The sequence below is a fragment of the Streptomyces sp. NBC_00572 genome (genome assembly GCF_026341815.1).
GTDB lineage: Bacteria > Actinomycetota > Actinomycetes > Streptomycetales > Streptomycetaceae > Streptomyces.
The window spans coordinates 4412701-4426400 of sequence record NZ_JAPENX010000001.1; the positions used below are offsets into that span (position 1 = coordinate 4412701).

Annotated in this window: 9 protein-coding genes; 5 read left to right on the forward strand and 4 right to left on the reverse strand. The window is 72.7% G+C overall.

Going from position 1 to position 13700, the window contains the following annotated elements; translation table 11 throughout:
• Nucleotides 1-211: 211 nt before the first annotated feature.
• The 4 genes from OG514_RS20590 to OG514_RS20605 all read right to left on the reverse strand — a co-directional run bounded on the left by OG514_RS20590 (nucleotide 212) and on the right by OG514_RS20605 (nucleotide 6742).
• Nucleotides 212-1561, reverse strand: a complete 1350-nt coding sequence (locus tag OG514_RS20590) for a maltokinase (RefSeq protein ID WP_266896832.1) — start codon at nucleotides 1559-1561, stop codon at nucleotides 212-214.
• A gap of 246 nt (nucleotides 1562-1807) precedes the next feature.
• Nucleotides 1808-3502 (reverse strand): maltose alpha-D-glucosyltransferase, encoded by a 1695-nt coding sequence (treS, locus tag OG514_RS20595; RefSeq protein ID WP_266896834.1) that lies wholly within the window; start codon nucleotides 3500-3502, stop codon nucleotides 1808-1810.
• On the reverse strand, nucleotides 3499-5484 hold the full coding sequence (locus OG514_RS20600) for an alpha-1,4-glucan--maltose-1-phosphate maltosyltransferase (RefSeq protein WP_266896836.1): 1986 nt from the start codon (nucleotides 5482-5484) through the stop codon (nucleotides 3499-3501). Before OG514_RS20600 ends, treS begins: the two co-directional genes overlap by 4 nt.
• A gap of 331 nt (nucleotides 5485-5815) precedes the next feature.
• Nucleotides 5816-6742, reverse strand: coding sequence for an SDR family oxidoreductase (locus OG514_RS20605; RefSeq protein WP_266896838.1), 927 nt, complete (start codon nucleotides 6740-6742; stop codon nucleotides 5816-5818).
• A 118-nt stretch (nucleotides 6743-6860) separates the two neighbouring features.
• Between OG514_RS20605 and OG514_RS20610 the strand changes: the two genes are divergently transcribed.
• The 5 genes from OG514_RS20610 to OG514_RS20630 all read left to right on the forward strand — a co-directional run bounded on the left by OG514_RS20610 (nucleotide 6861) and on the right by OG514_RS20630 (nucleotide 13565).
• Nucleotides 6861-7862 carry an AraC family transcriptional regulator gene (locus OG514_RS20610; RefSeq protein WP_266896840.1) on the forward strand — a complete coding sequence of 334 codons (1002 nt, stop codon included), beginning with the start codon at nucleotides 6861-6863 and terminating at the stop codon, nucleotides 7860-7862.
• A gap of 171 nt (nucleotides 7863-8033) precedes the next feature.
• A complete protein-coding gene (locus OG514_RS20615; protein WP_266896842.1) occupies nucleotides 8034-9464 on the forward strand; it encodes a 4-hydroxyphenylacetate 3-hydroxylase family protein in 1431 nt (476 codons plus the stop codon).
• A complete protein-coding gene (locus tag OG514_RS20620; RefSeq protein ID WP_266896844.1) occupies nucleotides 9461-10954 on the forward strand; it encodes an MFS transporter in 1494 nt (497 codons plus the stop codon). Before OG514_RS20615 ends, OG514_RS20620 begins: the two co-directional genes overlap by 4 nt.
• 87 nt (nucleotides 10955-11041) lie before the next feature.
• Nucleotides 11042-12148, forward strand: coding sequence for a monodechloroaminopyrrolnitrin synthase PrnB family protein (locus OG514_RS20625; RefSeq protein ID WP_266896846.1), 1107 nt, complete (start codon nucleotides 11042-11044; stop codon nucleotides 12146-12148).
• Between the two features lie 22 nt (nucleotides 12149-12170).
• Nucleotides 12171-13565: an FAD-dependent monooxygenase gene (locus OG514_RS20630; RefSeq protein ID WP_266896848.1), complete on the forward strand. Its 1395-nt coding sequence runs from the start codon at nucleotides 12171-12173 to the stop codon at nucleotides 13563-13565.
• The last annotated feature ends 135 nt before the right edge of the window (nucleotides 13566-13700 follow it).

The window sequence follows — 13700 nt, forward strand, 5'->3', positions numbered from 1 at the left end:
CGCACTGTGGGTGCGGGTCCGGGCGCAAGGGGCGGAGGCGCCGCCAGAGCGCGCCGTCCCGTGTGCCCACCCGTCCCGCCCTGCGGGACGATTGCCCACACGGGGGTGGGCGCGGCGCCCTGCACGGGGGTGGGCGCGGTGGGTTCACGCGGGGGTGGGGGCGCGGTGGGGGCACGTGTGGTGGGTGGGGCTCGTTTCGGGGTGGCGGGGGTCATCGGGGGGCTGCGAGGCGTTCGATGGCCGACATGGGGACCGGGAGCCAGTCCGGGCGGTGGCGGGCCTCGTAGACGACCTCGTAGACCGCCTTGTCCGTCTCGTAGGCGCGGAGAAGGGCAGGGTCGGTGCGTGGATCCGCGCCCGCCGCCTCCGCGTACCCGGTGCAGTACGCCGCCCGGCACCGCGCCGCCCAGTCCGCGTTCCAGGGCCGGTGGGTGCGGGCCGCGTAGTCGAAGGAGCGGAGCATGCCGGCGACGTCGCGGACCGTGGGCTGGGGGCTGCGCCGTTCGTCCAGCGGCTTCGCCGGTTCGCCCTCGAAGTCGATGACGGCCCAGCCGCCGTCGGAGCCCCGCAGGGTCTGGCCGAGGTGCAGGTCGCCGTGGATGCGTTGGACCGCGCCACCGCCGCCCGCGCCGCTCGCCGCCGCGAAGACGGCCCGCAGGCCCGGGACGTGCGGCAGCAGCGCCGGGACCGCCTGTGCCGCCGCGTGCAGTCGGCGGTCCATCGCCGCCGCCAGTTGCTCGGTCTCGGCCCGTTGGAGCTTCCGGGTCGGCAGTGCCGCCGCCAGGGCCAGGTGGACCTCGGCCGTGGCCCGGCCGAGTGCCCGAGCCTCGGTGGTGAACTCCCGTCCGTCGGCGAGCGCGTCGAGGGCGAGCCGCCATCCGTCGCGGGAGTCGCGGAGGTAGGGCTGGAGGACGCCGAGCGTCGCGGCGCCCGACTCGAACCAGGCGACGGGCGCCGGGACCCGGGCGCAGCCGGCCCCGGCGAGGGCGAGGGGCAGCTCCAGGTCGGGGTTGGCGCCCGGGCTGACCCTCCGGAAGATCTTCAGAATGAACGAATCTCCATAGACCAGGGACGAGTTGGACTGTTCCGCGTCGAGCATGCGGGGCGCGAGCGCGGGTGGCAGCGCCGTCGTGGCGTGGAAGCGCAGGGGGCCGGTCCGGCCCGGGGCGCGCAGTCGCTCGTAGAGGAGGCCGGCGAGCCGCGGGTCGCGCAGCCCTTCGTACACGGCGCGTCCGGCGAGCGGCCCCTGCCGGATCCGTCCGATCAGGGCGGGGCCGAGGCGGGGCGGGAGCTGGGTCCGTACACCCAGGAGCAGTTGGTAGCAGTCGGCGGGTGTTCCGGCCGGGCGGCCCGGCTGTTCGACCCGTACGAGGAGATGGAGGAGACCGGGTCCCGCGCCGTCCAGGGGCAGCAGCTCGGTGGCCGCGTCCAGGGTGAATCCGGTGACCCGGCGGCCCTTGCCCGCGAACCAGCGCTGCCGTGGCAGCCATTCGTGGAGCAGGGGGGCGAGGGCCGGAAGGAGGGCGTCCGGGGCCCGGGTGGTGGATGCGGTCTCCGGCATGGCATCGCGTCCTTTCCCCGGGGCGCGCAGTTGGCTGTCGTATGCGTTCAAATGCGCAGAGTGTCCCGGATGGCGGCTGGGGCTGTCCGGATGTGCGGGACGTGTCGGAGGGGGAAGATCCGTATGGGCCCGGCAAGAAGGCCCGTATGGACCTGAATCGTGCTGCGGAACGTGTGTGGGTCACAGTGCCCAGAGTGGGACGGGAGGAAACCGTCCCACCCAGGACGAATCCGAACTGACCGGCGGTCAGCCCTTCTTGAGACGGAACCAGTAGAAGCCGTGTCCCGCAAGGGTCAGGAGGTAGGGGAGCTGGCCGATGGCCGGGAACGTCACCCCGCCGATCAGCTCCACCGGCTGGGTGCCGTCGAAGCGTCGGAGGTCGAGTTCGGTCGGCTGCGCGAACCGCGAGAAGTTGTTCACGCAGAGGACGAGATCGTCGCCGTCCTCACGAAGGAAGGCGAGCACCGCCGGGTTGGAGGCCGGGAGTTCGGTGTACGTCCCCGTGCCGAACGCCCGGTTCTGCTTACGGATCTCGATCATCCGCTTCGTCCAGTGCAGCAGCGAGGACGGTGACGCCATCCCCGCCTCGACATTGGTCACCTGGTAGCCGTGGACCGGGTCCATGATGGTCGGCAGATAGAGCCGTCCCGGGTCGCAGGAGGAGAAGCCGGCGTTCCGGTCGGGGGTCCACTGCATCGGGGTGCGGACGCCGTCCCGGTCGCCCAGCCAGATGTTGTCGCCCATGCCGATCTCGTCGCCGTAGTACAGCACCGGTGAGCCCGGCAGCGAGAAGAGCAGCGCGGTGAACAGCTCCATCTGCTTGCGGTCGTTGTCGAGGAGCGGGGCGAGACGGCGCCGGATGCCGATGTTGGCCCGCATGCGCGGGTCCTTGGCGTACTCGGCGTACATGTAGTCGCGCTCTTCGTCCGTGACCATTTCGAGGGTCAGCTCGTCGTGGTTGCGCAGGAAGATGCCCCACTGGCAGCCGGAGGGGATCTCCGGGGTCTTCGCCAGGATTTCCGAGACCGGGTAGCGCGACTCGCGCCGGACGGCCATGAAGATGCGCGGCATGACCGGGAAGTGGAACGCCATGTGGCACTCGTCGCCGCCCGAGGGGAAGTCGCCGAAGTAGTCGACGACGTCCTCCGGCCACTGGTTGGCCTCGGCGAGCAGCACCGTGTCCGGGTAGTGGTCGTCGATCTCCTTGCGGACCCGCTTGAGGAAGGCGTGGGTCGCGGGGAGGTTCTCGCAGTTGCTGCCCTCCTGCTGGTACAGGTACGGCACGGCGTCGAGCCGGAAGCCGTCGATCCCCAGGTCCAGCCAGAACTTCAGCGCGGACAGGATCTCCTCCTGCACCGCCGGGTTCTCGTAGTTGAGGTCGGGCTGGTGCGAGAAGAACCGGTGCCAGTAGTACTGCTTGCGCACCGGGTCGAAGGTCCAGTTGGAGGACTCGGTGTCGACGAAGATGATCCGGGCGTCGGCGTACTGCTTGTCGTCGTCGGCCCAGACGTAGTAGTCGCCGTACGGCCCCTCGGGGTCGCGCCGCGACTCCTGGAACCACTCGTGCTGGTCGCTCGTGTGGTTCATGACGAAGTCGATGACCACGCGCATCCCGCGCTGGTGGGCCGCGTCGACGAACTCGACGAAGTCGGCCAGGTCGCCGAACTCGGGGAGCACCGAGGTGTAGTCGGCGACGTCGTAGCCGCCGTCCCTCAGGGGGGACTTGAAGAACGGCGGCAGCCAGAGGCAGTCCACGCCCAGCCACTGGAGGTAGTCCAGCTTGGACGTGATGCCCTTCAGGTCGCCGACGCCGTCCCCGTTGCTGTCCTGGAAGGAACGGACGAGGACCTCGTAGAAGACCGCCCGCTTGAACCAGTCGGGATCGCGGTCCTTGGCGGGGGTGTCCTCGAAGGTGTCGGGGACGGGCTCGTTGACAGTCATGATGTGGGTGACCCTCCGGTCTGCGGGGACGGTCGCAGGACGAGGACGTGCGCGGGTGTGACACCCGGCTCTAGGCGCACGTAGCTGGTCCTGCCCCAGTGATAGGTCTCGCCGGTGAGCTCGTCGCGCACCGGCACGGTCTCGTGCCAGTCGAGGCCGAGTTCCGGCATGTCCAACGAGAGCGTCGCCTCCTGGGTGTGGTGCGGGTCGAGGTTGACGACCATCAGAACGGTGTTCGAACCCGAACGCTTGCTGTACGCGATCACCTGCGGGTTGTCCGTGTCGTGGAACGACAGGTTCCGCAGCCGGCGGAGCGCCGGGTGACGGCGCCGGATCCTGTTCAGGGCGGTGATCAGCGGAGTGATCGTGATCCCCTCGCGCTCCGCCGACTCCCAGTCGCGCGGACGGAGTTGGTACTTCTCCGAGTCGAGGTACTCCTCGCTGCCGTCCCGCAGCGGGGTGCCCTCGCACAGCTCGTACCCGGCGTACATGCCCCAGGAGGGCGAGAGCGTCGCCGCGAGCACCGCCCGCGCCTCGAACGCCGGCCGGCCGCCCTCCTGGAGGTAGGCGTGCAGGATGTCCGGGGTGTTCACGAAGAAGTTCGGCCGCATCTGCGCCGCCGTCTCACCGGACAGCTCCGTCAGGTACTCCGTGAGCTCCTCCTTGGTATTCCGCCAGGTGAAGTACGTGTACGACTGCTGGAAGCCGATCGCGCCGAGCGTCCGCATCATCGCCGGCCGGGTGAAGGCCTCCGCGAGGAAGATCACGTCCGGGTCGGCCCCGTTGATCTCGCCGATCACCCGCTCCCAGAACACCACCGGCTTGGTGTGCGGGTTGTCGACGCGGAAGATCCGGACCCCGTGGTCCATCCAGTGCCGCAGTACCCGCACGGTCTCCGCGACGATGCCGTCCATGTCGGCGTCGAACGCGATCGGGTAGATGTCCTGGTACTTCTTCGGCGGGTTCTCCGCGTACGCGATCGAACCGTCCGGACGGTGGTGGAACCACTCCGGGTGCTTCTCCACCCACGGATGGTCCGGGGAGCACTGGAGCGCGAAGTCCAGGGCGATCTCCAGACGCAGCTCCCGGGCCCGCGCCACGAAGGCGTCGAAGTCCTCGAAGGTGCCCAGATCCGGGTGGAGCGCGTCGTGGCCGCCCTCCGGCGAGCCGATCGCCCACGGCACGCCCACGTCGTTCGGCGACGCGGAGAGGGAGTTGTTGGGGCCCTTGCGGTGGGTCTCGCCGATCGGGTGCACCGGCGGCAGGTAGACCACGTCGAAGCCCATCGCCGCCACCGCGGGAAGCCGCTCGGCGGCGGTACGGAAGTTCCCCGGGACCGTACGGCCCTTGACCTTCCGCACGCCCTCCGAGCGCGGGAAGAACTCGTACCAGGAGCCGAAAAGGGCCCGCTCCCGCTCCACCTGGAGCGGCAACGCGGGGGAGGTGGACAGGAGTTCACGCAGCGGGTACCGGTCGAGGGATTCGACGACCCGGGGGCTGAGCGCCGCCGCGAGACGGACGGCCGCCGGTCGCGACACGTCGCGCAGCGCGTCCGCCGCGGCGAGCACGGCCTCCCGGCCGCCGCCCTTCTTCGGGACGCCCTTCGCGGCGCGCTCGTGCAGCTCGGCGCCCTCGGCGAGGACCAGTTCGGAGTCGATCCCGGCCGGGATCTTGATCCTCGCCGTGTGGCGCCAGGTGGCCACCGGGTCGCTCCATGCCTCGACGGTGTACGTCCAGGAGCCCTCGGTGTCCGGGGTGACCTCGGCACCCCACCGGTCGGTGCCCTCGGCCAGTTCGCGCATCGGGGTCCAGGGGCCGGGGCGGCCCGACGGGCCGCGCAGCACGACATTGGCGGCGACCGCGTCGTGGCCCTCGCGGAAGACGGTCGCCGTCACCTCGAAGGACTCTCCGGCCACCGCCTTCGCGGGGCGCCGGCCACAGTCGACCAGCGGGCGTACGTCCAGTACGGGAATGCGTCCCATGAGCGGATTCACAGCATCACCTGACGGTTTACGGGGGTGCGGGTGGTGGTTGTGCGCTCTTTCTAGCTCCGTCGACGGCCGGCGGGTTGCGGGCATGGCCGCTCCTGTCCGCGTTCACTCGGATGGGGGGTCCACAGGGATGAACAGGGGTCACGGGGGGAGGGGTTCGAGGGGTACCGCAGGAGCCTTCCACGGTCTTCGGGCGGGCAATCCAGGAGCTTTGTTAACTACTAGGGCGTAGCCGAACCGACAAGGACAGGACCCGGACAACAAAAACGCCCCGCCCTTGTAGGGCGGGGCCTGTTCGTCGTCCGTGCGCCGGGTCGCGCGGTCAGTGCGAAGGGGACGTGTCCGAGGACCAGACCTGCCAGGGCTGGCGGGCCACCCATTCCTCCACCGGGGGCGGTTCGAGCGCGAGGACCTCCGTCGACACCCCGTCGTCGTCCGCCATCAGGAGCGGATCGGCGCCGCTCGCCATGAAGTGGTAGATCCCGGCCACCCCCGCCGCCGTCTCCGGGCCGAGGAGCTGCGCGAGGCCGCGCTCGAAAGCGGCCGGATCCAGCTCCTCGTACCGGACCGCCCGGCCGAGCCCCCGGCCGAAGGCCGCCGCGAGCTCGCCGCCCGTGAGGGAGCGTTCGCCGCCGATGTCGAACGTCCGGCCCTCCAGGCCCTCCCGGGTCAGTGCCGCGTGCGCCGCCTCCGCCAGACCCCGGTGCGACAGCCAGGCCGTCCGCGCGGACGCCGGCAGCGGATAGGCGAGCACGCCCTCGTCGACCAGGGCCGGACCGTTCCACGGCGAGAACAGGTTGTCCAGGTACACCGGCGGCCGGATCACCACCAGCGGCACCCCGCTGTCCCGCAGCACCCGCTCCGCGAGCCGCCGCGTCTCGAAGGCGGGGACGTCCGTCGGACCCAGCGGTATCCGGGTGTTGGAGTTGAAGACCACACGTTCCGTCCCCGCCTCCAGGGCCGCCTCCGCGACGTTCCGCGCGTACGCCTCCACCCGCTCGGTCTCGTACACCAGCGGCATCGTCACGAACGCGTGCGTCGTGTCCTCGAACAGCTGCCGCACATCGGCCGGCCGCCCCAGGTCGCCGGAGAGGAAGAAGGCTCCCGGCAGCGGCGGCCGGTCGGCCGAGGGACGCCGGGTCAGGGTCCGCACCCGGTGCCGCCGCTCGGCGAGCAGCCGGGCCACCGCACCTCCCTGGAAGCCGCTCGCGCCCACCACCGCCACCCGCATCGGAATCTCACTGGACATGTGTGTCGAAGGCCCTTCGATAGACTTTTCCCGCTGTCGTGTCGGCGTCGTTACAGGCTCGCCGCGACGGCTTCGGCCGTGCAATTAACAAACCGGGGCGGAAGTTGAAGGATCGTCCATGGCAATCGTGGGAACCGACCGTCACCATCAGCGCGATCCGCGCGAGCGACCCGAACAGCACGACGAGCACGACGACCTGCTGAGCGAACTGCTCAAACCCCTCCGGCTCACCGGAGTCTTCGACAGCCGTTGGCACGTCCGGGCCCCCTGGGCCATCGAGGGCGACGCCGAAGCCAGCTGCGCCGTCCTCCACTACGTCGTCGAGGGCGACTGCTGGATCACCAGCGACGACGAACCCCCCGTCGAACTGCACGCCGGCGACCTCGTCGTCTTCCCCACCGGCACCGCGCACCAGCTCGCCGACCGGCCCGAACGCCAGGGCGTGCCGCTCAAGGCCGTCCTGCCCGAGCGGCAGCCCGGCACCTCCGGCGAGATCGTCATCGAGGGCAGCGGACCCGAGAGCCGACTGCTCTGCGCCGGGCTCCACTACGATGCCAGCGCCGCCACCGGCCTCTACACCTCGCTGCCCTGGGCGCTCGTCCTCGACGGCGCCCAGGTCGACCGCGAGCCGCTGCTCCGCGACACCCTCCGGCTGCTCGCCGCCCCCGACCGGCCCGTCGGACCCGGCGACCGGCTCATCACCCTGCGCGCCTTCGAGATGGCCCTGGTCCTGGCGCTGCGCCCGCTGCTCCGCGAACTCGCGGGCAATCCGGCCTCGCTGCCGCTGCTCAGGCACCCCGGGATCAGCCGGGCCGTCGTCATGATGGCGACCCGGTTCGCCGAACCGTGGACGATCGACTCCGTCGCCCGGGAGGTCGGCATGTCCCGCTCCGCGTTCACCGCCGCCTTCCGCGACCTGGTCGGTGAGTCACCCGCCCGGTACCTCGCCGCCCGCCGGATGCAGGAGGCGGGCCGGCTCCTCACCGAGACCTCGCTCCCGCAGTCCGCCGTGCCCGCCCGTGTCGGCTACCAGAGCGCCGTCGGCTTCCACCTCGCCTTCCGCAAATGGTTCGGGGTGACCCCGGGGGAGTACCGCGCGGGGGCCGAGCGGGCGGCCTGAAGGACGGCCGGCGGGTGGTCCGGGCGGCTTCGGGCCGGCCGACCTGACATCTTCGGGATTCCCTGGACGGTTCTTAAGGACCCCTGGACGGACGCTCATTGTCCGGACGGGTCACCCCGGACAGGCTCGGGACCGGCAGTGCCGTGACACCCGAGGAGAGGCGACATACCGGTGACGAGGTCCGGGCAGGAGTATCTGGAGGGGCTGCGCGACGGGCGCGAGATCTGGCTGGACGGGGAACGGGTCAAGGACGTCACCGCCCACCCCGCGTTCCGGTCCACCGCGGCCTCGTTCGCCGGGCTCTACGACCTCGCCGACGACCCCGTCCACCGCCCCGTCCTCGTCCAGGGCGGGGTGCGCCGCGCGTACGCCGTGCCCCGCTCGTACGAGGACCTCGTCGCCCGACGCCGGGCCTTCCGGACCACGGCCGGGGCGAGTTACGGCTTCCTCGGCCGTACCCCCGACTACATGGCCGCCGGCGCGGCCGGGTTCGCCGCCGCGCCCGCCGTGTTCACCGGAGAGACCTTCGACGGCGCCGAGCACGCCCTCGCCTTCCACCGCCGGCTCGCCGAGGGCGATCTGCACTGCGCGTTCACCCTCGGCAACCCGGCCTCCGGGCCCGGCGGGGACGACCGCACCCTGCGGGTCGTGGCGGAACGGGACGGCGGGATCGTCGTCCGCGGCGCCAAGACCGTCGGCACGGGCGCCGTCTTCGCCGACGAGATCCTCGTCGGCACCATCGAACCGCTCGCCGCCGACGACACCGAGCACGCGGTGACCTTCGCCGTACGGCCCGACGCCCCCGGCCTCAGACTGATCTCCCGCACCTCCTACGAGGAACGCTCCCGGTCCGTCTTCGACCACCCGCTCTCCTCCCGGTACGACGAGAACGACGCGATGCTGGTCTGCGAGGACGTCTTCGTGCCCTGGGAGCGGGTCCTCACCCACCGCGACCCGGCCAGCACCGGCGCCGTCTGGTGGCGGACCCCCGCCTACCTGAACTTCGTCCACCAGTCCGCGACCCGCTTCTGGACCAAGCTGGAATTCCTCACCGGACTCGCGATCCTCATCACCCGCTCCCACGGCACCGAGAAGCTCCCGGCCGTCACCCAGGCCATCGGCCGGCTCCTCGGCATGGTCGCCCAGGCCAAGGCCTTCGTGCTCGCCGCCGAAGCCTCCTACGAGGAGGTCGACGGGGGCCGCGGCGGCGTCCGCCCCGGGCAGGACATCTCCTTCGCCCAGCGGATCATGGCCGGTGAGCTCTACCCGCGGGCCGTCCAGGACATCAAGCTCCTCGCGGGCGGCGCCCTCGTCCAGCTCCCCGCGAGCGGCCGGGACCTCCTCCACCCCGAGCTGGGGCCGCTGGTCCGCCGCTACTTCGGCACCCCCGGCCACCCCGCGGAGGACCGCGTCAAACTCCTCAAACTCGCCTGGGACGCGCTCGGTTCCGAGTTCGCCGGACGCCACGAGCAGTACGAGCGCTTCTACCACGGCGCCCCGCACGTCTACCTGACCATGCAGACCTGGGCCGGCTCCGCCGACGACTGCGAGAGCCTCGCGCAGTCCTGTCTCGACGGTTACGGCCTCGGGACCACCCGGTGACGACACCACCGACACCACCGACACCACCGGCCCCACAGGCGCCAACGGCTCCACGGCGCGGGGCGCTCGCCCTGCTCGCCGCCACCCAACTGCTGCTGATCATGGACACCGCGATCGTCAACGTCGCGCTGCCGTCCGTCGGCGAAGACCTCGGCTCCGGCTCCACCGGCCTCTCCTGGGTCGCCAACGCCTACCTCATCGCCTTCGGCGGACTGCTCCTCCTCGGTGGCCGGGTCGCCGACCTCCTCGGCCACCGGCGGGTCTTCCTCGGCGGCCTCGGCCTGCTCGCCGCCGCCTCCGCCGCCGGTGGTCTCGCCCCCGGCGCCGACGCCCTCGTCGCGGCCCGCGCCGCCCAGGGCGCCGGTGCCGCGCTCGCAGCCTCCGCCGCCTTCGCCCTGCTGCTCCTGCTCCACCCCGACGGCCCCGCCCGGCACAGGGCACTCGGCGCGTTCGCCGCGATGGGCGGCCTCGGCGGGGTGCTCGGGACGGTCCTCGGCGGCGTCGTCACCGACCTGCTCGGCTGGCGCTCCACGTTCTGGCTGAACGTACTGCTCGCCGCCGCCCTCGCCGTCCTCGCCCTGCTGCTCCTCGACCACCGCACCGGCCCCGTCCGGCACGGCGGCTTCGACCTCACCGGGGCGTTCACCGCCACCGCCGGCCTCGGACTCGTCGCCTACGCGCTCGTCGGCGCCGGAGACGCCGGATGGCTGTCCGTCCGGACCCTCGGCGCCGGGGGCGCGGGCCTCGCGCTGCTGCTCGCCTTCGCCGCCGTCGAGACCCGGGCCGCCGCGCCGCTCGTCCCGCCCCCGGTACTGGCCCGCCCCGCGCTCCGGCTCGCCAACGCCCTGGCCGCGCTCGCCCAGACGACGCTCTTTCCGATGTTCTTCCTGGTCAGCCTCTACCTCCAGAACGTCCTCGGGTACGCGCCCCTCGGCGGCGGCCTCGGTCTGCTGCCGCTGTCGCTCGTCGTCGTCGCGATCGCCCCCCAGACCGGCCGGCTCATCTTCCGGATGGGCCTGCACCGGACGATGACCGTGGGATTCGTCCTGCTGTGCGCCGGGACGCTGTGGCTGGCCCTGGCGCTCACCCCCGACGGCGGCTTCGTGAGCACCGTCCTCGCCCCGAGCCTGCTCCTCGGCGCCGCCCTGCCGCTCGCCGTGGTCACCACGAACGTCGCGGCCACGGCGGAGGCCGGGACCGAGGAGACCGGACTCGCCTCCGGACTCGTCAACACCAGCCAGCAGTTCGGCTCCGTCCTCGGCCTCGCCGTCCTGGTCGCCGTCGCCACGAGCCGTACCGGGGCCGACATCGGGGCCGGCACCGGGGCGGGGGACGCGGCCCGCGCGGCCGCGGAGACCTCCGGGTACCGCGCCGCCCTGCTCACCGGCGCCGCCTTCGCCGCCGCTGCCGCCCTCCTCTCCGTCCGCCTCCACCCGCCGAGACGGGTGCCCGCCCCGGCGCCCGGGCAACAGGTCCCGGACCGCCACTGACCCGCACGAACCGGAAACGCCGCCCACCACCACCGGCGAGTGAGCCGTGCCCCCGCGGCGGACCGAGCCCCGAAAAGAGGAGCCCAGTTGTTCGGCGATCCGCGTCACCGCACCGAGGACATACGCGCCGCCGACCCGCTCGGCGCGGACGCCCTGCTCGCCGCCGTGCCCGCGATGAACGCGGACGGCGACGTGGCGGCGCTCACCGTCGCGCTGCGCACCCTGCTCCCGGACCTCGACCGGGCCGCCCAGTGGAGCGTCGGCGACGCCCTCGCCGCGATGCGGGACCTCGGCATCCTGCTGGGTTCCCTGAAACGCCACGGCGTACAGCCCCTCGCCGCCGTGCCGGAGGCGCTGCCCGTCCTCGAACTCCTGGGCCTGCGCACCGACATGGTGCCCCGGGACACCGTCCACCACTACACGACCTGGAACCCGCCTGGCCCACGCCGCCGCTCGTACACCGGCCATCCGACCGAAGCCCTCCTCCAGGAAGCGGTACGGATGGTGTTCCCGGGCCTGGTCGCCGCCCTCGACGACTGCGGCCGGGTCGCCCGCCTCGAACCGTACGACCCGGGATTCCCCGACGCCCTGGACCGGGTGGCCCGACACGTGCGGGTGATGGTCGACTCCATCGACCTCACGGTGGCCGGGGTGTCCCCGGAGTACTTCGCGCACACCCTCCGCCCGTACTTCGAGGAGGTCGAGATCGCCGGCCGGGAGTACCTCGGCCCCGCCGCCGCACAGGTGCCGCTCTGGCTGGTCGATCTGACGCTCTGGCAGTGCGACCGCTCCGACCCCGCCTACGACGCCTTCCTCGCGGAGGCGGTGCCGTACGCGCTGCCGTCCTGGCGCGCGTTCCACGCCCGGCACCGGGGCGGGGTGTCGGCGGTGAGCAAACTGTCGGCCGCCGTGAGCTGGGAGGGCGCGGACCGGCTGCCACCCTCGCTCACCGCGTCCGCGGAGGCACTCGGCCGGGTGCTGCGCCTCCTGAAGACCTTCCGCGCCCGGCACCTCGGCATCGCCCGCAAGGCGTACAGCGAAGAGGTGCGCCTGTACGAGGAGGGCAGCGGCGGAGCCCCGGTCGCGCTGCTGCGCTCCATCCTGGACCTGACCAGGGAGAACGAGACCATGGTGCGCCGCGCGACCGTGCGGCGCCGTCCCGCAGGGGCCCCCGTCGGGCCGTCGGCCGCGTAGCGGCGCCGAAGGAGCAGTCGTCATGTCCCCCTACATCCCCTCCCCGTTCCCTCCGGAATACGGACGCGGCGCCGCCCCGGACTACTACGGGCAGAGCCCGCACATCGTGATCGCCGGCGGCGGCATCGCGGGACTCACCGCCGCCCTCGCCCTGCACTCCGCCGGTTTCGAGCGGGTGACCGTCGTCGAGGCGGCGCCCGCGATCCGCCCCGTCGGCACCGGGCTCAACCTGATGCCGAACGCGGTCCGCGAACTGGACGCGCTCGGCCTGCTCGACGCCCTGGAGGCGGGCGCCGTGCGCACCCGCGAGCTGCGCTACTACCACCGCTCGGGCGGCCTGATATCCCGGGAGCCGCGCGGTCTCGGCGCGGGCTACCGCTGGCCGCAGCTGTCGGTCCACCGCGGCCACCTCCAGCAGGTCCTGGCGGGGGCGGTACGGGCCAGGCTCGGTTCCGCGGCGCTGGTCACCGGGGTGCGGGCGAGCGCCGTGGAGCTGACCCCGGACGGCCGGCCGCGGCTGCGGATCGAACACCGGGAGGGTGCCGTACGGGGCCGCGCCTCCCTCGCACCCGACCTGCTCGTCGGCGCGGACGGCATCCGCTCGACGGTACGGGCGGCCCTGCACCCGGAGGAGGGCGCGCCCCCGTGGAACGGGATGCTGGTGTGGCGGGGGGTGTCCCGGATGCCGGCGCGGGCCGTGGGCTCGTTCATGCTCATCGCGGGCGACGACCAGCAGAAGGCCGTGGTGTACCCGATGAGCCGGCCCACCGGTCCCGACCGGGAGGTGCTGGTCAACTGGGCGCTCGCCCGGCCGGCCGAGGCCACCTGCGGGGCCGGGGCCGGGCCGCTGTCCGCGGCGAGGGAGGAGCAGCTCCTCGGCGACTGGAACCGTTCCGTCCCCGTCGACAGGTTCCTCCCGTTCTACGAGGGCTGGGAGTTCGACGGCGTCAGCCTCCCCGACATCCTGCGCGCCGCCGACACCGCCTACGAGTACCCCATGGTCGACCGCGAGCCCCTGGACCGGTGGACCCACGGCCGCACCACCCTCATCGGCGACGCCGCCCACGCCATGCACCCGATCGGCTCCAACGGCGCGAGCCAGTCGATCGTCGACGCGCGCGCCCTCGCCCACGCCCTCGCCCTGCACCCCGACCCGGCGGACGGCCTCGCCGCGTACGAGCGGGACCGCCGCCCCGTCACCACCGCGCTCCAGCGGGCCAACCGGGAGCTCGGCCCCGAGGTCGTCATCAACCTCGCCCACGCGCGCGCCCCGCAGGGCTTCACCGACATCCACGACGTCATCCCCGCCGAGGAACTCGCCGCCGTCGCCCGCCGGTACGCCACCACGGGCGGCCTCGACCCGGTCACCGTGAACCAGGGCTCCCCGTACGAGGTGCCGCTCCCGGTCATCGGCTGACCCGCGCCACGCCACCCCCGGAGGGAGGCCGACACACCCCGGGCCGCCCCCCGTGCGCCGTGGCCCGGCGGGGGCGCGTGCCCTAACGTCGGAGCGGAACGACGGACGCACAGCGTGGTGCGTCCACTCCGCTCC